The 21,668-nt window shown below is 65.5% G+C and carries 14 protein-coding genes; 8 read left to right on the top strand and 6 right to left on the bottom strand.

What is annotated here, in order from left to right; all coding sequences use genetic code 11:
• Positions 1 to 184 precede the first annotated feature (184 nt).
• From mutM to KHN93_RS20970, 3 genes are all read left to right on the top strand, one after another.
• Positions 185 to 1,000, top strand: coding sequence for a bifunctional DNA-formamidopyrimidine glycosylase/DNA-(apurinic or apyrimidinic site) lyase (mutM, locus tag KHN93_RS20980; RefSeq protein ID WP_211921327.1), 816 nt, complete (start codon positions 185 to 187; stop codon positions 998 to 1,000).
• A gap of 184 nt (positions 1,001 to 1,184) precedes the next feature.
• Positions 1,185 to 2,288: a DUF4380 domain-containing protein gene (locus tag KHN93_RS20975; RefSeq protein WP_211921325.1), complete on the top strand. Its 1,104-nt coding sequence runs from the start codon at positions 1,185 to 1,187 to the stop codon at positions 2,286 to 2,288.
• A 68-nt stretch (positions 2,289 to 2,356) separates the two neighbouring features.
• A complete protein-coding gene (locus KHN93_RS20970; RefSeq protein ID WP_211921323.1) occupies positions 2,357 to 3,958 on the top strand; it encodes an OpgD/OpgG family glucan biosynthesis protein in 1,602 nt (533 codons plus the stop codon).
• A gap of 147 nt (positions 3,959 to 4,105) precedes the next feature.
• On the opposite strand, the gene KHN93_RS20965 is transcribed toward KHN93_RS20970, so the two are convergent.
• Together KHN93_RS20965 and KHN93_RS20960 are read right to left on the bottom strand one after the other, a co-directional pair.
• Complete coding sequence (locus KHN93_RS20965; protein ID WP_024937659.1) at positions 4,106 to 5,350, bottom strand: GAF domain-containing sensor histidine kinase; 1,245 nt, start codon at positions 5,348 to 5,350, stop codon at positions 4,106 to 4,108.
• 523 nt (positions 5,351 to 5,873) lie between these two features.
• Positions 5,874 to 6,509, bottom strand: coding sequence for a thymidine kinase (locus KHN93_RS20960; RefSeq protein ID WP_211921321.1), 636 nt, complete (start codon positions 6,507 to 6,509; stop codon positions 5,874 to 5,876).
• Between the two features lie 113 nt (positions 6,510 to 6,622).
• Between KHN93_RS20960 and KHN93_RS20955 the strand changes: the two genes are divergently transcribed.
• The 3 genes from KHN93_RS20955 to KHN93_RS20945 all read left to right on the top strand — a co-directional run bounded on the left by KHN93_RS20955 (position 6,623) and on the right by KHN93_RS20945 (position 10,438).
• Positions 6,623 to 8,599 (top strand): UvrD-helicase domain-containing protein, encoded by a 1,977-nt coding sequence (locus KHN93_RS20955; protein ID WP_211921319.1) that lies wholly within the window; start codon positions 6,623 to 6,625, stop codon positions 8,597 to 8,599.
• A 63-nt stretch (positions 8,600 to 8,662) separates the two neighbouring features.
• Positions 8,663 to 9,253, top strand: a complete 591-nt coding sequence (locus tag KHN93_RS20950) for a GNAT family N-acetyltransferase (RefSeq protein WP_211921317.1) — start codon at positions 8,663 to 8,665, stop codon at positions 9,251 to 9,253.
• Positions 9,254 to 9,403: 150 nt separating this feature from the next.
• Entirely contained in the window at positions 9,404 to 10,438 is a 1,035-nt protein-coding gene (locus KHN93_RS20945) for a DUF4272 domain-containing protein (protein ID WP_104560279.1), read from the top strand.
• 132 nt (positions 10,439 to 10,570) lie between these two features.
• On the opposite strand, the gene KHN93_RS20940 is transcribed toward KHN93_RS20945, so the two are convergent.
• On the bottom strand, positions 10,571 to 11,239 hold the full coding sequence (locus KHN93_RS20940; protein ID WP_047127679.1) for a YceH family protein: 669 nt from the start codon (positions 11,237 to 11,239) through the stop codon (positions 10,571 to 10,573).
• A 339-nt stretch (positions 11,240 to 11,578) separates the two neighbouring features.
• Here KHN93_RS20940 and KHN93_RS20935 point away from each other — a divergent pair, with 339 nt between their 5' ends.
• Both KHN93_RS20935 and pyrF read left to right on the top strand, forming a co-directional pair.
• Positions 11,579 to 12,544 carry a 5'-nucleotidase, lipoprotein e(P4) family gene (locus KHN93_RS20935; RefSeq protein ID WP_211921316.1) on the top strand — a complete coding sequence of 322 codons (966 nt, stop codon included), beginning with the start codon at positions 11,579 to 11,581 and terminating at the stop codon, positions 12,542 to 12,544.
• Positions 12,541 to 13,272, top strand: a complete 732-nt coding sequence (pyrF, locus tag KHN93_RS20930; protein ID WP_211921314.1) for an orotidine-5'-phosphate decarboxylase — start codon at positions 12,541 to 12,543, stop codon at positions 13,270 to 13,272. Before KHN93_RS20935 ends, pyrF begins: the two co-directional genes overlap by 4 nt.
• A gap of 243 nt (positions 13,273 to 13,515) precedes the next feature.
• Here the strand turns inward: pyrF and KHN93_RS20925 are convergent, their stop codons facing one another.
• The 3 genes from KHN93_RS20925 to KHN93_RS20915 all read right to left on the bottom strand — a co-directional run bounded on the left by KHN93_RS20925 (position 13,516) and on the right by KHN93_RS20915 (position 21,664).
• Positions 13,516 to 15,036, bottom strand: a complete 1,521-nt coding sequence (locus tag KHN93_RS20925; protein WP_211921312.1) for a tryptophan halogenase family protein — start codon at positions 15,034 to 15,036, stop codon at positions 13,516 to 13,518.
• Positions 15,037 to 15,284: 248 nt separating this feature from the next.
• The gene (locus tag KHN93_RS20920) at positions 15,285 to 18,317 is read right to left on the bottom strand and encodes a TonB-dependent receptor domain-containing protein (protein ID WP_039527680.1); all 3,033 of its coding nucleotides are present in this window, start codon (positions 18,315 to 18,317) and stop codon (positions 15,285 to 15,287) included.
• A 317-nt stretch (positions 18,318 to 18,634) separates the two neighbouring features.
• Positions 18,635 to 21,664 (bottom strand): TonB-dependent receptor, encoded by a 3,030-nt coding sequence (locus tag KHN93_RS20915; protein WP_039527683.1) that lies wholly within the window; start codon positions 21,662 to 21,664, stop codon positions 18,635 to 18,637.
• Positions 21,665 to 21,668: the final 4 nt, after the last annotated feature.

The raw sequence follows: 21,668 nt of genomic DNA, 5'->3' as shown, positions 1-21,668 counted from the left end.
AGCCAAGCCAGAGGCAGAGGCAGAGCTGAAGCCGAGTAGCGCCACGGCAATCAGACACTCGGACGCTCCACTGGCGCAATCGAGCACCGTAACGAGACTGGGGCGACGAGCTGGATTTACTGCCGTTGGCCACCATATTGAATCGGTGTCGGTGCACCGCCGGCCTGGCCAATTGGAGACCTGCATGCCCGAGCTGCCCGAAGTCGAAACCACCTTGCGTGGACTGGCTCCGCATCTGGTCGGCCAACGCATCCATGGCGTCATCTTGCGACGCCCCGACCTGCGCTGGCCGATTCCTGAGCAGATCGAACGCTTGTTGCCCGGCGCGACCATTACCGATGTGCGTCGCCGGGCCAAATACCTGTTGATCGATACCGCTGCCGGCGGCAGCGCGCTGCTGCATCTTGGAATGTCGGGAAGTCTGCGCGTGTTACCTGGCGATACCCCGCCGCGGGCGCACGATCATGTGGATATCAGCCTGGAAAATGGCCGTGTCCTGCGCTTCAACGATCCGCGTCGGTTTGGTTGCCTGTTGTGGCAGAGCGATGCACACGTGCACGATCTGCTGGCGGCACTCGGCCCGGAACCATTATCGGATGCATTTACTGGCGATTATCTGCATGCACTGGCGAGTGGCCGGCGCGCGGCAGTGAAAACCTTTCTGATGGATCAGGCGGTCGTCGTCGGCGTGGGAAATATCTATGCAGCAGAAAGCCTGCATCGCGCCGGAATCAGCCCATTACGCGAAGCGGGCAAAGTGTCATTGGACCGTTACCGGCGCCTGGCCACAGCAGTGAAAGACATCCTCGGCTACGCCATCCAGCGCGGCGGAACCACGCTGCGCGATTTCATCAGCCCGGACGGGGCGCCCGGTTACTTCGAGCAGGAACTCACGGTGTATGGGCGTGAGGGTGAAGCCTGCAAGCAGTGTGGACGTGTGTTGAAACACGCCACGATCGGACAACGCGCGACGGTGTGGTGCAGCAGTTGCCAGCGTTGAACGCCGGACAGGTGACCCACGCTGATCGAAACACCAGCCTCCAGTTCTGCGTCAGCTACGACAGCTTGCGAGTCGCCCTCGGGTAACAGCAAACGGCACCCTTGGAGCCGCAGTGGCCGATTGCTTGATGGTGCGTTGCCGTGCATCGCGCCACAATCGTGACGTCCTGCGATTGGAGTCGTCTATGCCTGCCTCACTGCGCTACTTAATGCCGATCATGCTTGTGGGTGTATCAGCGTTGCCGCTGGCAACAGGCGCATGCGCGGATGAGCTTGCGTCCAGCGCCAAACCTGCAGTTGAGCGCATCCAGTTGCACAACGGGGTTGTTGAACTCAGTGCTACGCCCGCGTTCGGTGGGCGCGTACTGTCCTTCAATTTGCGTGGACACCCCAACGTGTTGAAGACGGGTGAGGCGGTTGATCAGCAGCCCGTGCCAGAAGTGTCCGTTACTGCAGGCGATATTCCGTATCTCGGCCACGATGTCTGGGTGGGGCCGCAGAGTCAGTGGTGGATGCACCAACAGGTCAACCCGACACGCAAGGCGGCCACCGCGGTTTGGCCACCGGATCCATATCTGTCGTTGGCAACCACACGTGCAGTCACACGTAGTGGCGATCACCTGATCCTGGAAGGCGTGCCCAGTCCGGTCACCGGCGTGCAGCTACGCAAGCGCGTTGCCCTCTCATCGACGCGGACCGATACCGTGGAGGTGGAAGCAATCGCTCGGAATATTCGCAAGGAGTCGATCGCCTGGGATCTGTGGTTCAACACGCGGGTTGCCGCGGGCACGCGTGTGTTTGTGCCGGTTGCCGACGCGGCAGACATTCGCCTGCAGCCGCCGACCGAGGCCGGCACGGTTGCGCCGATCTACCGGCATCAAGGCGGTGTGTTTGCGTTGCGTGCCGATGCGCGACAGGACGGGCTGATTCAGCGCGGCAAGGTGTTGTTGCAGCCTTCGGCAGGCTGGATGGCGGGCTTTGCGGGTGACCAGGTGCTGGTGATCCGCTTTGCGCATCAGCCGCTGTCCGCGATCCATCCGGAGCAAGGGCAGGTGGAGCTGTATCTGGACGCGCCACCGCAGCATCCCGAGCGCGGACTGCTGGAAATGGAAGTACACGCACCGTACCGGCAGCTGGCGCCGGGCGAGCGCATGCAGGCGAACGAGCAATGGACCTTGCTGCGCTACACCGGACCCGACGCGCAGCAGGCGCAACAACAGTTCCTGTGCAGCAAGGCGCAGGAGCTGCAGCTGACCAATGCGTGCGCGCCTTCGTCTGCCGCGCCCTGACCTCCGCATTCACCTCCGTGCCGAGCTGTGGCTATGATGGCGGCCATTCCCTGAGCAGACCGATGCGCATGCAACGACGCCACTTCCTGAAGAATGCCGCCGCCGCATTGGCCGCGCTCGGTTTGCCGGCGCTGCCGCAGTGGGCGTTGGCGGCTAAGGCCGTTGGTCTGCGTCGCTTGGGACAGCCGCAACCATTCGACTATGGCTGGCTCAAGGGGCAGGCGCGTGCGTTGGCCACGGCGCCTTACAAGAGCCATAAGCAGCTGCTTCCGGGGTCGCTGGAAGCATTGAACTGGGATCAGTACCAGTCGATCCGCTACCGCCAGGACCATGCACTATGGGCCGACGGCAACGGCAAGTTCCAGGCGAAGTTCTTCCATCTGGGGCTGTACTTCCATACCCCCGTGCACATCTACGACATCGTCGACGGCCAGGCGCAGCAACTTGCGTACGATCCGGCGGCGTTCGATTACGGCAGCAGCGGGCTGGGCGGCAAGCAGTTGCCCAAGGACCTGGGCTTTGCCGGGTTCCGTCTCAACACGCGCAAGGACACCGATCGCGATTTCTCCGCCTTTCTGGGCGCGAGCTATTTCCGTGCGGTCGGCAAGGAAGGCCAGTATGGGCAGTCGGCGCGCGGGCTGGCGATCGACACCGGTACCGGCGGGCCGGAGGAGTTCCCGGACTTCATCGCCTATTACCTGGAACAGCCGGCTGACGATTCGAACACCGTGGTGGTGTACGGGCTGCTGGACTCGCCCAGCGTTGCTGGTGCGTATCGCTTTGCCATCACCAATGGCGAAGTGTTGGTGATGGAGATCGACAGCGCGCTCTACCCGCGCAAGACCATCGAGCGATTGGGGATCGGTCCGTGCACCAGCATGTACCAGGTCGGCGAAAACGATCGCCGCATGGACTGGGACTGGCGGCCGGAAATCCACGACACCGATGGCCTGGCGATGTGGACCGGCGGCGGCGAGTGGATCTGGCGGCCGTTGTGCAACCCGCCGCAGCTGCGCTTCAACATGTTCGTCGATGAGAATCCGCGCGGATTCGGCCTGTTGCAGCGCGATCGCAACTTTGACCATTACCAGGACGACGGCGTGTTCTACGAGAAGCGCCCCTGCCTGTGGGTGGAACCCAAGAGCGGCTGGGGCAAGGGCTCGGTGCAGTTGGTCGAGATCCCGACCGTGGACGAGACCTTCGACAACATCGTGGCGTTCTGGAATCCGCAGGACAAGCCGCAGCCGGGGCAAGAGTTGCTGATGGGGTACCGGTTGTATTGGGGCGCGCATCCGCCGGCCAGCTCGCCGCTGGCGCATTGCGTGGCCACGCGCACCGGCCTGGGCGGCATAGTCGGGCAGAAGCGCAGCCATTTCTCGTGGCGGTTTGCGGTGGATTTTGCCGGGGGCGAACTGGCTGCGTTGGCCAAGGACCCCAAAGCCAAGGTCGAGGCCATCCTCCAGGTGTCGCGTGGCAGCACCGAGATCGTGTCGGCGCGTCCGCTGCATGAGCTCAAGGGTTATCGGGCGATGTTCGACCTGGTGCCGCCGGATGACAGCACCCGACAGATCGATATCCGCCTGTTCCTGCGCGCCAACGGCAAGCCGCTGACCGAAACCTGGCTGTACCAGTGGACGCCGCCGCCGGCGAGCGAGCGCAAGGTCTACTAGCGCACAGGGACGTCGCGCGACCGATAAGGTGGGCGATTGTCACGCAGGTGCGGATGGCGCAGTGACGACAGGCCGCCGATTTCGAATGTCGACCGTGGCTGCGTTACAGCCGCACAGTCGCCGATGCGTCGCCCAGGCGCCGCGGACTCAGGCCGACGTCGAGCTGTTGACCAACTGCATGCGCGCACGCGGGCGCACGCAGGCCAGGTCCACCCGGAAGCAGGTGCCGTCCTTGCCGCTGAGGATGCGCAGTTCGCCTTGATGGGCCCGGGCGATCTGGGCGGCCATGTGCAGGCCCAGATCCACTTCGGGCAAGGCGCGTCCGCCGGTGTGCACGTGGGTGGAGGCCTGCAACACGTCGAGCCGGCGTGGATCGATCCCGTCCAGATTGCAGACCTCGATGCGCAGGCGGCCCTGCTCGGTGACCGCGACCGCCTTGATCAGCGAACTCTGTTGCCCCTGCACCACGGCGTTGATCATCAGGCTGCCGAACATCTGCGCCAGGCGCACCGCATCGCCATGCACTGGCTCGTCGATGGCCACATGTGTGGACAACACCTGGTTCGGATACGCGGCGCGGGTTTCATCGACGACCTGCGACAAGGCATCGAGCAGATCGCTGCCGTTGCCGTAGTCCAGTTGCAGCCAGTCGCGTTCGATACCGCGCGCGAAATCGTTGGCGAAGTCGATCAGTTCTTCCATGCGCCGCAGGCTGCGCTGCATCGACCGGATCGCGCCGCCCTGGCGCTGGTTGAGCGGGTCGATCGCCAGCATGTCCACCACCGCATGCATGGACTGCAGTGGGTTACGTAGATCGTGGCCAAGGATGCCGATGAATTCTTCGCGCAGGCGCGCGGAGGCGCCGATACGCCCCAGTTCGCTGCGTGCGCGCCGCGATTCCTGCGCGCTCTCTTCGGCGCGTTGTTCGGCCTGGATCTGCGCTGCCAGCAGTTGCGCCAGCAGCTCGACCTTTTCCACCATCGGCGCATCCATGACGCGCGGCAGCGGGTCCAGCGCGCACAAGGTGCCGAACACGCTGCCGTCGTCGAACTTGATCGGCACCGAGACATAGCTTTCGAAGCCGTACAGCCGCGGCGTGGGGTGATCGCGGAAGACCGGGTGCTCGGAGGCATGGCCGAACCACAAGGCGTTGCCCTGGGTACGCACGCTGTCGCAGAAGGTGGTGACCAGGGGCAGCTCGTCGCCGGGCGCCAGGCCGAACGACAGCTCGTCGCGGACCTGGCAGGTGATCCAGCGCGTATCGGTCACGCGCGCAACAGCCGCGAACCCCATGCCGGTCAGGCGGGTGAGAATGGTCAGGACATCCGGGACCGACGATAGCCGGCCAACACGCGCGATATCTGCGCGTAACTCGGGAGGAAGCGGACCCATGAATTGCCTCCCGACAAGTGGATGGTCGCCAGTTTACAGGACTGTGGTTGCGCCTGGTTGCGCGTGGATCGCTGCAACGGCACCGCAACGATACGCCTGTTGATGTGTAGCGGAAATGCAGCGGCGATCGAATGCCTGCAGGGGTTTAGCAACGCATCACACGTGCATACCGGGCCAGCGCGCTAACCGCATTTCGGCTGAATTCTTCAGCCAGTTACCACGGCGGTTTACCTGCCCGATGGCGGGCAAATACCCGGCGCGGCAAGGCCGAATCATCGAAGAATGTGGTGTGTCACGATCCGCGCATCAAGACCATCTGGCGGGACTGGGTCATGGCCGCCGCACAAGGACGGTATCTGCGCGTAGGCAAGGCTTCGTCCGGTGCGCAACCGCTTCGGCATGACGATGCCACTCTCACTGGGCGACGTGTCGATGCCCGGTCTCGCAGAAGATCGACATTGCCCGCGGCAGGCGACATTCACGGCATCGCGCTGCACCTCAGCCAGCGCGATGCCGTGGAGCGTTACGCGCCCGCAGGCGGCAGCGGCAACGCGATCTGCAGCGGGTCGATGCGGCCTTCGCCACGCATGATCTTCTTGAACTCGGCGCGGCTGACCGACACGTAGCGCTCGTTGCCGCCGATCTCCACCTGCGGGCCGTCCTGCACCGCGTGGCCTTGCGCATCCACGCGCACGGTCATGGTGGCCTTGCTGCCGCTGTGGCAGATGGTCTTGATCTCCTCCAGCTCGTCGGCCCAGGCCAGCAGGAACTGGCTGCCCTCGAACAGCTCGCCGCGGAAGTCGGTCCGCAGGCCGTAGCACAGCACCGGAATGCGCAGGCGGTCGACCACCTCGCTCAACTGCCAGACCTGGCCACGGTTGAGGAACTGCGCCTCGTCCACCAGCACGCAATGCAGCGCGCCTTCGGCGTGGATGTCGCGTTCGATCAGTTGCTGCAACTCGGTGCCGCGATCGAAGGTGCGCCCGTCCGCGCGCAAGCCGATCCGCGAGGCCACCACGCCGCTGCCGGCGCGGTGATCGAGCTTGGGCGTGAGGATCAAGGTGCGCATGCCGCGTTCGCGGTAGTTGTGCGCCGACTGCAGCAAGGTGGTGGTCTTGCCGGCATTCATTGCCGAATAGTAGAAGTAGAGCTTGGCCATTGGAGGATTTTACCGGGCCGGGCGGCCGGCGGTGACAGCCATCTGCATGAACCGGCGGCGCAGGCCTGCCCGGCGCGGCGCCGGTACAATGGCCTGCTCTGTTGGAAGCCTCTATGCACGGTCTCAATCCCCCGCAAAGCGCCGCAGTGTTGCACTGCGAAGGTCCCTTGTTGGTGCTGGCCGGTGCCGGCAGCGGCAAGACGCGCGTGATCGTGGAGAAGATCGCGCACCTGATCGCCACCGGCCGCTATCCGGCCAAGCGCATCGCCGCAATCACCTTCACCAACAAGTCGGCCAAGGAAATGCGCGAGCGTGTGGCCAAGCGCATCCGTGGCGATGGCGCCGATGGCCTGACCATCTGCACCTTCCACGCGCTGGGGCTGAAGTTCCTGCAGATCGAGCACGCCGCTGCCGGCTTGAAGCGCTGCTTTTCGATCTTCGATTCCGACGATGCCGCCGCCCAGATCAAGGACCTGATGCACGGCGCCAAGCCCGATGCGATCGAAGATGCCAAGAACCTGATCTCGCGCGCCAAGAACGCCGGCCTGTCGCCCGAACAGGCGATGGCAGCGGCACGCAGCAACCGTGAAAAGGAAGCCGCCAGCCTGTACGAGCGCTACCAGGCGCGGCTGACCACCTTCAACGCGGTGGACTTCGACGACTTGATCCGCCTGCCGGTGCAGATCCTGGAGGCCAACGAAGAGATCGTGATGGGCTGGCGCGAGCGCATCGGCTACCTGCTGGTGGACGAGTGCCAGGACACCAACGATGCGCAGTACCGGCTGCTGAAAATGCTGGCCGGGCCGCGCGGCAACTTCACCTGCGTGGGCGACGACGATCAGAGCATCTACGCCTGGCGTGGCGCCAATCCGGAAAACCTGCAGCAGATGGGCCGCGATTATCCGGCGCTGGAAATCATCAAGCTGGAACAGAATTACCGCTGCTCCAACCGCGTGCTGCGTGCGGCCAATGCCTTGATCGCGCACAACCCGCACGAGCATTTGAAAACGCTGTGGAGCGACCAGGCCGACGGCGAGCGCATCCGCGTGTGGGAATGCCGCGACAGCGAGCACGAAGCGGAAAAGGTCGCCGCCGAGATCTCGTTCCTGGGTACCGCCAAGCAGGTGCCGTGGAGCGATTTCTGCATCCTGTTCCGCGGCAATTTTCAATCGCGGCCGCTGGAAAAAGCCCTGCAGCTGCTGCGCGTGCCGTATCACCTGACCGGTGGCACTGCGTTTCTGGAGCGGCAGGAAGTCAAGGATGTGCTGTCGTGGTTGCGGCTGATCGTCAACCCCGAAGATGACGCGGCGTTTTTGCGCGCAGTGCAGTCGCCCAAGCGCGAGGTCGGTGCGACCTCGCTGGCGCGGCTGGCCGAGCTTGCCAGTGCGAAGTCGGTGCCGATGTCGCGCGCGGCCGAGTCGATGGGCGCGCTGCAGCACCTGCCGCCGCGTGCGGCCAATGGCCTGAGTGCGTTCACCGACATCCTGCGCGATATGCGCGAGCATTCGGCCAGGCTGCCGGCGGGGGAACTGGTGCGCATGCTGGCCGACAAATCCGGCCTGCTCAACGACCTGCGCAATCAGTCCAAGGACGAAACCGGTTTCCAGCGCCGCAAGCGCAATCTGGACGAGCTGGCCGAGTGGTTCGAAGGCGGCCCGCGTGGGGCAAGTGCCAGCGATCTGGCCGCGCAGCTGGCGTTGTTGTCGCGCAACGACAAGGACGATGGCGGCAACCAGGTACGCATGATGACCATGCACGCGTCCAAGGGCCTGGAATTCCGTTACGTGTTCATCGTCGGCTGCGAGGACGGCGTGCTGCCGCATGAAGTGAGCCTGGAAGAAGGCAACCTGCAGGAAGAGCGCCGCCTGCTGTATGTGGGCATCACCCGTGCCAAGGAGCAGCTGTGGATGAGCCATAGCAAATTGACGCGCAAGTTCGGCGAGCATGTGCGGCTCAAGCCCAGCCGCTTCTTCGACGAGATCCCGGCCGAAGAATTGCAGCGCGATGGTGCCGACCCGGTGGCCGATGCCGAGCGCAAGAAGGAGCGCGCCAGTGCGGGCTTGGCGGCGATCCAGGCGTTGTTCGACTAGCGGTTGTTGCGTACCACGCAGGCTTGCCAGCGACACGCCTGCACGGCAGTCTGGTTTACCCTTATGCCGGAGTGCGCCGTGACTATCGTGATCGAAACCCCGCGTTTGCGCCTGCGGACATTGGATCCCGAGCGCGATGCCGACGCAGTGCTGACGCTGGTCAACGACCCCGGCTTCATCGCCGGCATCAACGACCGCGGTGTGCGGACCCGCGAGCAGGCGCGTGATCATCTGCGTGAGTGGGCGCAGGCCCACCAGGAAAAATACGGCTTTGCGCACTGGGCGGTGGAGACGCGCGCCGAAGGGGCGTTTGCCGGCACATTGGGGTTGTTGTGCCGCGATACCTTGCCGGTGCCGCATATCGGCTTTGCATTGCTGCCCGAGCACCGCGGCAAGGGCTATGTCAGCGAGGCCGGGCGCGCAGTGCTGGACCATGCGCGCGATGTGCTGGGGTTGCCGCAGCTGTGCGCGATCGTGTCGCCGGACAATGCCGATTCGATTCGCGCGCTGGAAAAACTCGGATTGCAGCGGCAAGGCCTGCGCGTGTTGAGCCAGGAGGACCACCCGGTGCTGTATTACACGATCGCGCTCGCTCCGGCCGACATGGACAGTCGGGCAGGCCTGCGGCACCCTGGTGGCGACTCTCACCGCTGAACGCGGCCGACACAACGCAGCAAACAATCGTCAGCGCGGCGGGCACGGCGCGCGGGCACTTCGGTGGACGAGCGGCGCAGCGACTCCGCACCGCACCTGCCTGGCGATGAGCGCCGTCGTTGTGTCCATCGCCCCAACAAGGACACTTGCATGCCATTGCTGGTCAACGCCTATTCCACGCTGCGCGAGCCGTTGTGGCCGGATTTCCTGCCGCGCGCCGCCGTGCAGCACCGTGACCACGCCGATCCGGAATTGGCCACGCATCTGCATGGCTTCGTCGGCTACGTGAGTCAGGCCGGCGACGGCCAGATGACCCAGCCGCGCTATCACCTGATGCGGCATGTGCAGCGGGTGCGTCAGCATTTCACTTTCGAGGTCGACGATGCGGCTTTCGGGGAATTGGCGCAGTGGGCCGAGCAGGCCAACGCGGTGTGTTTCCTGGCCGACGGCAGCGTGCGCGATCCGCACGGGCGGGTGCTGATCAGCCAGGGCGAGCCGGCGATCGATGAGCAGGCGCAGGTGCCGTATCCGCCGGATGCCTTGCAGCGGCGTGCGCAGCAACTCGCGCAGCTGACCGCGCAAGGCATCCGCGTGCCCCCCAGCCTGCCGCCGGTGCCTGGCGAGACCGAAGCACGGGTGCGCGATGCGGCGGCGGTGACGCAGCGCATGCTGGCGTTGTTTGCGGTGGCCTTGCGCGCGGAGATGCTGGCCGCCGGCGATACGCCACCGGCGTTGGAAGCGATGGACGCCCGCCTGCCCGGTGTGGCGGCGGCACTGTCGCCGCAGGAGCGCGCCTTTTTTGCCCAGCCCGTGCCGGAGCCGCAGCAGCTCGCCAACTTCGGCTGGCGCTACGAGAGCCTGGCCGTGCTGCAGTGGGCCCTGGGACTGGCCGAGGCGCTGCCGGAGCCGACCGGCCTGTGCGATGTGCCCCTGGCTGCCCAGCGCGCGCTGGAGCATGCCGAAGCCGCGACGCGGCCGTCGCTGACGCTACGACCGGTGCCCGAGCTGCTGGATGCGCTGGACCGGCACTTGCGCCTGCATTGGGCGGTGCGCCAGGCCGGCCAGAGCGAGCAACCGCCACCGGCCGGCATCGTGCCGGGCGTGGTCTACGAGCGTCACTACACCCTCAACTGGCTGCTGCACTTCGAAGACGCCGACTGGGACGAGGTGGATACGCCGACGTAAGCGGGCCGGCCGCAGGTTGCGCCGTTACTGCGCGGCAAGCGCGTCGTCTGGCGGTTTGGCTGGTCGTTGCGCGCTTCGCGCCCCGCGCGGGCGTCGATGTGAAGCGGGCATCTCCATGAGCGAACCGTCGCGCTAGGCGCCAGCCGCCTCCAGGCGCGCCTGCACGGCGGCCAGCGCATCCTGCAGCTCGGCGACGGTGGCTTCCAGCGTTTGTACGCGCGCTTCCAGCTCGCTGCTGTCGGCGTTGCTGCGGGGGCCTGGCGCAGCGCGTGCCGCCGCGGCCTGCAACGCCTCCACATCCAGTTCGCCGCTGAGCAGATGCATGTAGCGGTCCTCGCGCTGGCCGCTGGCACGCGGCAGTTGCACCGCCAGGCCGCGCTGGATCAGCCGGTCCAGATGGTGGCGTACGTCGTCGGCATCGTTGAAGCGCGCCAGCCGCTCGCTGCGCGCGAACAGCTCGCCCAGCGTCTGCGGGCCGCGCAGCAGCAACAGGCCGATCAGGGCCACCTGCTGGCGGGTCAGGTCCAGCACGCTGCCCAGCCGGTGTTCGTAACGCTCGGCGCGCGAGGAGAACTGCTGGCGGACCAGCCCCAGGGTTTCGAGTTGACGCAGGGCGTGATGCACCACGCCGGTCTGCAGGTTCAGCACCGGCTCGCGTGCGGTCTTCTGGTTTGCGGCCACCTGCGCGGCATTGACCGTGAGCGGATACGCATCCGGCGTGGTCGCCTCTTTTTCGATCAAGCAGCCAAGCACGCGGGCCTGGGCGGTATCGAGGACGGGCGGGGAAGGTGCATCTGTCATGGGGGCGACTCCGGGGCAATCAGCGCACAAGCATATGCCGATCTTGCATTTGCGTTCTTCCGGTGCGGCCATCACGCAGCGTGGCTTACGACATCGACGTCTGCATGGTGCACGTCTGCATTGTGCGGCGACCATCAGCCTGAGCAGGGTCGGACTGGCGCAAGCACGCATCCGTCGCAGTGGTGTTCAAACCCATTCGGTCAACTGGCCATACGCCCCTTGTCGCAGCGGCAGCCATCCGTTCGCCTCAGCCGTTGCTGACGGCATAGCCATCAGCCGGAGCGGGCGGGGCGGCGCGAACCCGCTAAAATCGCGGTCTTCATTGCCGCTCCTGTTCTGGTGGATGCCATGCGCCCCTCGCTTTACGCCCCGTTGTCCCTGCTCGCCTGCACCGCGCTGGCCCTGAGCGCCTGCAAACCCGGCGACAAGGAGCTGGCGCAGCGCGCGCAGGACGCCGCCGTGTCCGCCAATGCGGCCGCCGGCGCCGCCGCAGCCAAGACTGCTACGCCGCCCGCAGCCGCCACCGCGCCGGCCGGCGACGACAACCTCAACGCGGTGCTGTGGATGCAGCGCTCGGAGGAATACCGCGCAGTGGCCGAGCAGACCTACCGCGCCGCTGCCGACAAGCTGGACGCTGCGCTGAAGCAGCCCAACTGGGACGCGCTGGTGCCCGAGGAACGCGGCAATGCCGCCACCGGGCTGAAGCCGGCGGTGGTGCTGGACGTGGACGAGACGGTGCTTGACAACTCGCCGTACCAGGCGCGCCTGCTGCGCGACGGCAAGGAATACGACGAGCTGAGTTGGGACCAGTGGGTGGCGGAGAAGAAGGCCACCGCGATCCCGGGCGTGGTGGATTTCGCCAAGGCCGCCAACGCCCGCGGCATCACCTTGATCTACATCTCCAACCGCGCCGTGCACCTGAAGGACGCCACGCTGGCCAACCTGCGTAGCGTCGGGCTGCCGGTGGCCGATGACAGCGTGTTCCTGGGCCTTGGCACGGTGGTCCAGGGCTGCGAGCAGAACGGCAGCGAGAAGAACTGCCGGCGCCAGCTGGCCGGCCAGAAGTACCGCGTGCTGATGCAGTTCGGCGACCAGCTCGGCGACTTCGTGCAGGTCACCGCCAACACCGGCCAGGCGCGTGGCGCGCTGCTGCAGCAGTACCACGACTGGTTCGGCGAGCGCTGGTGGATGCTGCCCAACCCCAGCTACGGCGGCTGGGAGCCGGCGCAGTTCAACAACGATTACGCCCAGCCCTGGCAGCAGCGCCACGATGCCAAGCGCGCCGCGCTGGAGGTGGCCCGATGAGCCGCGCCCCGTTGCTGCTGGCCGCGCATGAGCGGTTGATCTTTGCGCTGGATGTGCCCGGCCACGACGAGGCGATCGCCTGGGTCGACCGCCTGGGCGAGTCGGTGTCCTTCTACAAGATCGGCATGGAGCTGCTGGCCTCTGGCGAGTACTTCCAGGTGCTCGACGCCCTGGCCAGGCGCGACAAGCGCGTGTTCGTGGACCTGAAGTTCTTCGACATCCCCGCCACCGTGGCCGGCACCATCCGCCGGCTGGCGCAGTGGCCGGTGAGCTATTGCACCGTGCACGGCTGGCACGCCGGCATGCTGCAGGCCGCCGCCGAGGCCAACCACGGCGACATGCGCCTGCTGGCGGTCACCGTACTGACCTCGATGGGCCGGCCGGACCTGGCGGCGATGGGCATCGACCGCGAGCCGGTGGAGGTGGTGGTGGAGCGCGCGCTGGCCGCGCAGGCCGCCGGCATCGACGGGGTGATCGCCTCCGGCCAGGAGGCCGGCCCGATCCGCAGCGCCACTGGCGCGGGGTTTTCGATCGTCTGCCCCGGCATCCGCCCCGGCGGCCCGGTCGGCGACGATCAGCAACGTACCGTGGGTGTGGCGCAGGCCTTCCACGATGGCGCCGACGCCATCGTGGTCGGCCGGCCGATCCGCCTGGCTGCCGATCCGGCCGCTGCGGCGAATGCGATCCAGGCAGAGATCCAGGCAGTGCTGCGAGCGGAGCAGCACTGACGGAGCATGGGGATAGTGCACGCCGCCCGCGGCGCAAGCGAGCAAAATCAACAAGTTAAAGCGATAGAATTAAAGTGTTGCTTTAACGTTAAAGCCTGCGTACGATGCCCCTCGTCCGATGTCAGTCGGAAGCTGTGCCACTCATTGTCCACCGGGCTTGTCCCGGTTTTCGAAGGGATCGGGCCTTGTGCCCGGTCCTTTTTTTTGCCTGCCGATCGGTGCCTGCGCCGGCGGTGACGTCGCTCAACGCGGCGCGGTTGCCTTGCAGTAGCGATCGATGAACTGCTGGTGGGTCGGCATGACGTCCACGCAGTGGCCGATGGTCTGCGCCACGCTGGCCAGGAAGCGTTCGGCGTCGTGATCGGGCACCTGGTCCACCAACGGGTGGTAGCCACGCGGCAGGATGCCCTGGCCGACCATCACCTGCACCCAGCTGATCTCGGCGAACATCTCCTCGGCATTGCGGTAGAAGCGCCCGCTGTCGCGGAACAGGTCCAGCGTGGTCTGCAGCTCCGGGGTGATCGGCATCGTGCGGCAGTGCCGCCAGAACGCGCTGTCGTCGCGCTCGGTGGCGTGGTAGTGCAGCACCAGGAAGTCGCGGATGCGGTCGAACTCGAATGCCAGCCGGTCGTTGTAGCGCTGCACCAGCACCGGGCTGATGCCCTCGCGCGGAAACAGCTCCAGCAGCCGGGAAATGCCGGCCTGGATCAGGTGGATGCTGGTCGATTCCAGTGGTTCCAGGAAGCCGCTGGCCAGGCCTAATGCCACCACGTTGCGGTTCCAGAACTGCTTGCGTCGGCCGGTGGTGAAGCGCAGCGGGCGTGGGTCGGCCAGCGGCTTGCCGTCCAGGTTGGCGAGTAGCGTGGCGGCGGCTTCGTCGTCGCTGATGTGCGCGCTGGAGTACACATAGCCGTTGCCGGTGCGGTGCTGCAGCGGGATGCGCCACTGCCAGCCGGCCGCGCGCGCGGTGGAGCGCGTATACGGCGTGGGCGGGCCGACGTTTTCGCTCGGCACCGCCAGGGCGCGGTCGCAGGGCAGCCAATGGGTGAAGTCGTGGTAGCCGGTGTGCAGCGCTTCTTCGATCAACAGCCCGCGGAAGCCGGAGCAGTCGATGAACAGGTCGCCGCTGACGACCTGCCCGGAGGCCAGCTGCAGCGATTGCACGTGGCCACTGTCCGCATGCAGCTGCACCTGCTCGACCAGGCCTTCGATACGGGTGACGCCGCGCTGTTCGGCGTAAGTGCGCAAGAAGCGCGCGTACTGCGTGGCATCGAAGTGATACGCGTAGGCGATATTGGCCAGCGGCGAATTGGCCGGCACATCGCCGGCCGAGGTCATGAACTTGCCGCGCACCGCGGCCACGGTGTTGAGCGTATAGGCGCCCAGCGGCTGCGCCTTGCCGCGCGCGTGCTGCTTGATCCAGTACTGGTGGAACGGCAGCAGCCCGAGCGGGTGCCCGATCTGGGTGCCGAAGCCATGGATGTACGACGTGCCGGGCCGCTGCCAGTCGACGAACTCGATGCCGAGCTTGAAGCTGCCCTGGGTCTGGCGGACAAACTCGGCTTCGTCGACGCCGAGCAGGTTATTGAAGGCCTTGATGTGCGGCACGGTGGCCTCGCCGACGCCGACGGTGCCGAGCTGTTCGGACTCGATCAGCTGCACCTTGAAGCCGGGGCCAAGCACGCGCGCGAAGGCCGCGGCGGCCATCCAGCCAGCGGTGCCACCGCCGACGATGACGATGTTGCGGAGGGGAGCGGGGATCATGGAAGTCCGGTCCTGAGAAGAAGAGAAGCCGCCAACAAAGCGTCTGTGATCATTGCCAGGCGGTTGCAATCGATACACGGGACAACATGCACCGCGTGCACACCGTTACGTCGCAAGTGTGTGATACCCAACAGACGACTGCCCGCTATGTTTTGTTCGCCACTTTGAAAGCTGACAGGCGAACGGGGCCACGCGGCCCCGTTCGACTCACGCGCATGCAGGCGCATGCGCGTGCACGTTGCAGTGGATCAGAACTTTGCGCCCACTTCGAAAATCACGCTGCGTGGCACGTAGCTGATCTCGCCGTCGTTGACCACGGTGATGTCCGGCTCCAGCCGACCATTGCTGCCGAAGCTGTTGTACTGGTACTGGGTGAAGTTCTTGAAATCGAACACGTTGAGCACGTTTACCCGTGCGGTCAGCTTGAAGTCGCCAGCCACGGTGAAGTCCTTGGTGGCCTGCAGATCCACGGTGCGGTAGCCCCAGATCTTGCCGCCCAGCAGGAACTTGCCGTTGCCCGGCGGAGTGACGCCGATCTGCTGGCAGGTGCCGCCATCGGGATCGGTGAAGCCGTAGCAGGCAATCGTGTTGATCGGCTCAGGCGTTGCCAGCACCAGCTTGGCACCAAAGGTGACGCCCCACGGACCATCCAGCGAGCCGGAGGCCACGAAGCGGTGCGCCGAGACCGCATCGGACTTCACGAATGGATAGTCGCGGATGGTGGCCTTGTCGAATGCAAACGGCTCGTCGATGTTGCGGTTCTGGCGCGCGCTGGTATGCGTGTACGCCAGGTTCAAGCCCCAACCCGATTCCTTGGTGTAGGGCTTTTCGGCCGACAGCAACACCTGGCTGCTGCGCTGCTCCAGGCCGTTGTTGCCGATGATGGTGTTGCGATAGCCCGGCACCGGCTCGCCCCACGGCACGCCGCCGTTGGCATCGAAATACGCGCCGTTCGGATAGCGGTTGACCAGGCTCATCACCAGGCCGTCGTAGGACAGGATGCGCTGGAAGGTGACATCGGTCAGCCAGTCGCCGACCTGGTTGCTGATACCGATGCTGTATTGGTCGCTGTACGGGGTCTTGAGCTTGTTCTTGAACATGAAAAGCTCGGAGCTGTCGCTGGTGCCGGGGATCGTGTTGAGCTGATCGATGCCGGTGAGAAACGCCGGATTCCAAGGCGCACAGGCGCGGTCGTCGCGGAAGCAGCCCTGGCCGCTGGCGGCATCGCTGAAGTACACCACCACCGGCGACAGCGCGGCCTTGACCGATTCCAGCGCGAGCTGTTCGAACAGGTTGCGGTCGTAGGAACGGCCCGCACCACCGTGGATCACTGCCGCCTCATCGCCGAACAGGTCGTAGGAGAAGCCCAGACGCGGTGCCCAGGCGTCCTTGAAGTTCTTGCGGTTGTTGCCGGTGCTGATGTAATCGGCCACGTTAACGCCGCTGGGCAGCAGGCGGTTGGCCCACGGCTGACCGGGGTTTTCCGGGTCGTCGGAATACAGCGCATCCACGAACGGCTGCGAGGTCACGAAATCGGTGTAGGCCGGGGTGTCTTCGTAGTCGTAGCGCACGCCGATGTTGATCATCAGCTTGTCGGTGGCGGCCCAGTCGTCCTGCAGATAGATGCCGTACTGCTTGGACGGCGACTCGACCACCGGCAGCTGGCCAGGGTTGTCGAACGCACGGATGTAGCGCACCTGGAACGGCACTGGTGCCACCCCGTTCTGGCCGACTTCATAGCTGAACTGCGGATTGAGCGAGCTCGATTCGCGCGAGGTCAGCTTGATGTCGCGGTAGGTCACACCGGTCTTGATGGTGTGCTCGCCATGCCACTGCAGTGCGTTGAAGGTCAGATCGTTCTGGAACGACCAACCCTTCTGGCTACGCAACTTGAAGTCTTCGCCACTGGCGGCGCCGGTGTTGAGGAACACCCACTGGCGCGGATCGGCCTGGGTGCGGTCGATGTAGGTGTAGATGGAACCGTTGCCCACACCGCGCGGCGTCGGCACATTGCGCGAATCTTCGGTGGTGAGGATGGCTTCGTTGAACCAGCTGTCGGCACTGTGCTGCCAACGCAGGCTGGTGCGCTTGTCCTTGTTGATCTTGTCCACCGCGCGGTCGGGCGCGTTCTGGCCGCCCACATTGCTGACCTGGGTTTCGTCGCGATACTGCGTGGCCAGTTCGATGCGATCGTTGTCGGTCGGTTCGAAGTCGATCTTGCCGAAATACAGATCTTCGGTGAACGGCATGTTGGACGCGCCGTACTGGTCGCGCAGGTTCGACGGCAGCAGGCCGATGAATGGCGCCGCTTCGGCACTGGGCTGCACGCTCTTGGGCGCGACGTTGTCCTTGCCTTCGTAGGCGAAGAAGAAATGCATGCGGTCCTGGATCAGCGGGCCGCCGATCGCAAAACCATATTCCTTGGTCTGCGAATCGACCTTGCCATCGGCTTCGTCAGGGCGTTGCTTACGCAGGTCCTGATTGGTGAAGCGGTAGAACGCTTCGCCATGGAACTCGTTGGTGCCGGACTTGGTCGCCGCAGTGATCGCCGCGCCGCTGATCTGGCCGTATTCGGCCTTGTAGTTGGAGGTGATGACCTTGTATTCGCCGATCGCCAGCTGCGGGAACGGGTTGCCCTGGGTCTCGTCCTGGCCGGCGATGCCGCCGCCGGAAACGTAGCTCTTCTGGCTCACGCCGTCGATGTACAGGTTGCTGGAGCTGGCGTTGGACGCACCGCCGCGCAGCTTGGTGTTGCCGTCCTGGTCGATGGTGAACACCATGCCCGGCACGGTGTCGGCGAATTCCAGGAAGTTGCGCGTGGCCTGCGGTAGCTGCTGGATCTGGCGCAGCGACACCGTGTTGCCCACCTCGGAGGTCTTGACGTCGCGAATCATCGGCGCGCTGACCGTCACCGTGTCCAGTGTGGTCGCGTCGCCGGCGGGCGCCGCGGCCGCCTCCGTGCCGAGATCGACGGTGGCGCTGGAGGCCACCGACAGGGTCACCGTGCGGCTGGCGCCATTGGATTCGACCTTGTAGGTGCCCGGCTGCAGACCGACGATGGTGTAGTTGCCGTTGGCATTGACCGGTGCGCGTCGCACCGAGCCGGTGGCGAGGTTGGTGACGACGACCTCGCTGCCGCTCTGTGCGGAAGCGACCTGTCCGCGCAACGTGGCGTTGCTGGACTGGGCCATGGCCGGGGTGGTGGCGAACAACGAGGCAGCCAGGGCGCAGCACAACAGGCTACGTGCCGGCAGGGTGGAGACGGTGCGGTGAGTCTTCATGACTTTCCCCCTCCCAGGGGTAAAGCGCGAACCAGTGAAGTGACTGGCGCGTCGAGGTTGGTGCTTGGTGTGGATGGAACGGGTACAGCGGGCAACAAACAAACAGCAGGGACGGCAAACACAGCAAAAACGGTCGCCAACCGGAGCGTGCCATCTGCGGCATCGCGCGCATCGCGCGTCGCGCCGCAGCAACACACCTCAATCGGGACGATGCAACAAGCCTGCGGCCGGCCCCTCCCCATTGCCGTGGGGCCGATGCAGCTTAGGCAGCGGGTGCGGTACCGGCGCCGAGACGCCGGATGCCGCCAACGCAGCCGTTACCAGATGATGCGTGCGCTCATGAACAAGGTCCGTGGCGGAGTGGACATCGCGCCGTACTGGTTGATGCTCACGCGCGGGTCGTACACGCCGGCACTGCCCCAGTCGATGCTGTACTGATCGTAGTTGCGGAAGTTCAGCGCATTGATCAGATCGCCGCGCACCTGCACGGTCACCGCGTCGGTGATGTGCATGTCCTTGGACAACGACAGGTCCAGCTGGCGGGTGCCGAAGATATCGCCGCCGGCGATGAACTTGCCGCCGGGCGCATCCACCGAGACCACGCGGATGTTGTCCGAACTTGGGCCGCCGTACTGGTCGTAGGAGATCGCCTCGTTGCGCGGCGGCACCGTGGCCAGGGTCAGCTTGGCCGAGCCGCTGATGCCCCAGAACAGGTCGTAGATGCCGGTGAGCACCAGGCGATGGCGCGGCACCGCATTGAGATCCAGGAACGGATAGTCGGCAATGGTGGCCGCATCGAATCCGTAGCGATCGTCGTTGCCGCGATTGCCGCGCGCACGGGAGAAGGTGTAGGCCGCGGTCAGGCCCCAGCCGCTTTCCTGCGTATAGGCCTTGTCCGCCGACAGCAGCAACTGGCCGGTCTTGGTCTCCACGCCGTTGTTGCCGATGATCAGGTTGCCGAAGCCCTGCGGCCGCTGCTCGAACGCCTGAGCGCCGTTCTGGAAGAAATCGCCGTTGGCATAGCGGTTGCCCAGGGTGAAGATGAAACCGTCCTTGCTGTGGATGTACGACAGCGTGGCCGAGGTGTTCCAGTCGCCCAGCTGGGTGCGCAGGCCCAACGAATACTGGTCGGCATACGGCGTCTTCAGATCGTTGTTGAGCAGGTCGATTTCGCCGTTGCGTACGCGCGCATCGACCAGGTTGGCCAGGCTATCGGGATTGCTCACATAGGTCGGATCGAAGGCGGTGCAGGTACCCGCCGCCGGGACGCAGTTGGTGGGCCCGGCAAAGCGGATCGTGTACTGCGCCAGCGCGGATTTGATCTGCTCCAGGCCCATCACGTCGAACAGGTTGCGGTCGTAGCTGCGGCCGGCACCGCCGAACAGCACCAGCGACTCGTCGCCACGGAAGTCGTAGGAAAAGCCCAGGCGCGGCGCGAAGTTGTTGTTGTCCTGTTTGCGGTTGCGGCCGTTGCTGATGTAGTCGTTGATGTCCACCCCGCCCTTGGCCAGCTGCTCGGCGTAGGTGGCGCTCACGGCCGGATCGGTGCCGGGGCCGTTCAAGGCCGCCACCACTTCCGGCGGGGTCACGTTGTCCAGGTACGAGGGAATCTTTTCGCCATCCCAGCGCACGCCGATATTCAACTGCAGCTTGTCGTTGACGTCCCAATCGTCCTGGATGTACAGGCCCAGCTGCTTGCTGGTGGTGGTCACCGACGGTGCGGCACCGGCGAACGGCAGGTTGAAGCGCACCTGGTAGGGAATGGCCGAGGTGCCCGCGCCATCGCCCACCGCGTAGTAGAACGACGGGTTGGCCGCAGAGTTCTCGCTCTGGGTCAGCTCCACTTCCTTGTACTTCACGCCCATCTTGATGACGTGGTTGCCGTGCCACTCCAGGTTGTTGAAGGTCAGGTCGTTCTGGAAGCTGGGGCCTTTCTGGCCCTTGCGCTGGATCGCCAGGCCACTGGTGGCGCCGTCGTTGAGCAGCACGTCGTCTTCGGCGATGCCGCGCGTGTACACGCTCTGGCTGCCCACGGTATAGGCGGTGGGATTGAACAGCACGTCTTCATAGGACACGCGCGCTTCGTTGACGTAGCGCTCGCCGTAATGCTGCCAGCGCAGGTCGAAGCGCTTTTCGGTGTTGAGGTTGATCTTGGAGGCGATCGCGGTGGTCTGGCCGCCGACGCTGTCGCGGCTTTCCTCGTCGCGGTACTTGCCGGTGAGCTCCAGGCGGTCGTTCTCGCCGATGTCCCAGTCGACCTTGCCGAAGTACAGGTCTTCGTTGAACGGGCGGGTGACCGAGCCGAGCCGGCTCTGCACGCCGGCGGGCAGGTCGTCGCTGAGCGCGCTGAAGCGATCGGGCACGGCCACCGGATCGGCCGAGACCTCGAAGCCCTTGCCTTCGTAGCTGAAGAAGAAATGCGCCTTGTCCTGCACGATCGGCCCGCTCAGCGCAAAGCCGTATTCGTCCTGGTGGGTCTTGCGCTTGCTGCCATCGGAGTTGGGTGCGCCGGCGCGTTCGTCGGGCTGGCGCGCGCGGAAATCGGTATTGCTGGTGCGCCCGAAGATCTCGCCGTGGAACTCATTGCCGCCGGACTTGGTCGAGGCCACGATCGCCGCCGAACCGACCTGGTCGAACTCGGCCTTGTAGTTGGAGGTGATGACCTTGTACTCGCCGATGGCCAGCTGCGGGAACGGGTTGCCCGCGCTCTGCTCCTGGCCGGACACGCCGCCGAACAGGTAGCTCTTCTGGCCGACGCCGTCGATGTACACGTTCACCGCCGAGCTGCCCTGCGCGCCGCCGCGGATCTGGCTGTTGCCGTTGGAGTTGGTCTCGAACTGCATGCCCGGCACGGTGTCGGCGAACTCCAGGAAGTTGCGCGTCAGCTGCGGCACGGTGCTGATCTGCTTCAGCGACACGTTGGTGCCCACTTCGGAGGTCTTGACCTCCTGCAGCGTGGTGGCGGTGACCTGCACCGCATCCAGCGTGGTGGCATCGCCGGCAGGCGCCGCGGCCGCGCCGCCGCCCAGGTTCAAGGTGACCGACGAGGCCACCGACAGGGTCACGGTCTGCTCGCTGCCGGGGCCGGCATCCACCTTGTAGGTGCCCGGGGGCAGGCCGACCAGCGCGTAGCTGCCGTCGGCGCCGGTGGGCACGCGCCGGACGGCGCCGCTGGCCACATTGGTCGCGGTCACGGTGGTGCCGGCCTGCGCCGCCGCGACCTGGCCGCGCAAGGTCGCATTGCTGGACTGGGCCATGGCCGGGGTGCTGGCCAGCAACGAGGCGGCAAGGGCGCAGCACAGCAGGCTGCGCGCCGGCAGGGTGGAGACGGTGCGGTAATTCTTCATGACT

The sequence above is a fragment of the Xanthomonas arboricola pv. juglandis genome, from assembly GCF_905367715.1.
Lineage (GTDB): Bacteria > Pseudomonadota > Gammaproteobacteria > Xanthomonadales > Xanthomonadaceae > Xanthomonas > Xanthomonas arboricola.
The sequence above is the reverse complement of the archived record's forward strand: the minus strand, read 5'-3'. Positions and strand labels throughout refer to the sequence as shown.

What these genes read in the sequence shown, in the direction of transcription:
- mutM (WP_211921327.1), top strand. Translation starts at nt 185, where the DNA reads ATGCCCGAGCTGCCCGAAGTCGAAACCACCTTGCGTGGACTGGCTCCG.
- KHN93_RS20975 (WP_211921325.1), top strand. Translation starts at nt 1,185, where the DNA reads ATGCCTGCCTCACTGCGCTACTTAATGCCGATCATGCTTGTGGGTGTA.
- KHN93_RS20970 (WP_211921323.1), top strand. Translation starts at nt 2,357, where the DNA reads ATGCAACGACGCCACTTCCTGAAGAATGCCGCCGCCGCATTGGCCGCG.
- KHN93_RS20965 (WP_024937659.1), bottom strand. Translation starts at nt 5,350, where the DNA reads ATGGGTCCGCTTCCTCCCGAGTTACGCGCAGATATCGCGCGTGTTGGC.
- KHN93_RS20960 (WP_211921321.1), bottom strand. Translation starts at nt 6,509, where the DNA reads ATGGCCAAGCTCTACTTCTACTATTCGGCAATGAATGCCGGCAAGACC.
- KHN93_RS20955 (WP_211921319.1), top strand. Translation starts at nt 6,623, where the DNA reads ATGCACGGTCTCAATCCCCCGCAAAGCGCCGCAGTGTTGCACTGCGAA.
- KHN93_RS20950 (WP_211921317.1), top strand. Translation starts at nt 8,663, where the DNA reads ATGCCGGAGTGCGCCGTGACTATCGTGATCGAAACCCCGCGTTTGCGC.
- KHN93_RS20945 (WP_104560279.1), top strand. Translation starts at nt 9,404, where the DNA reads ATGCCATTGCTGGTCAACGCCTATTCCACGCTGCGCGAGCCGTTGTGG.
- KHN93_RS20940 (WP_047127679.1), bottom strand. Translation starts at nt 11,239, where the DNA reads ATGACAGATGCACCTTCCCCGCCCGTCCTCGATACCGCCCAGGCCCGC.
- pyrF (WP_211921314.1), top strand. Translation starts at nt 12,541, where the DNA reads ATGAGCCGCGCCCCGTTGCTGCTGGCCGCGCATGAGCGGTTGATCTTT.
- KHN93_RS20925 (WP_211921312.1), bottom strand. Translation starts at nt 15,036, where the DNA reads ATGATCCCCGCTCCCCTCCGCAACATCGTCATCGTCGGCGGTGGCACC.
- KHN93_RS20920 (WP_039527680.1), bottom strand. Translation starts at nt 18,317, where the DNA reads ATGAAGACTCACCGCACCGTCTCCACCCTGCCGGCACGTAGCCTGTTG.
- KHN93_RS20915 (WP_039527683.1), bottom strand. Translation starts at nt 21,664, where the DNA reads ATGAAGAATTACCGCACCGTCTCCACCCTGCCGGCGCGCAGCCTGCTG.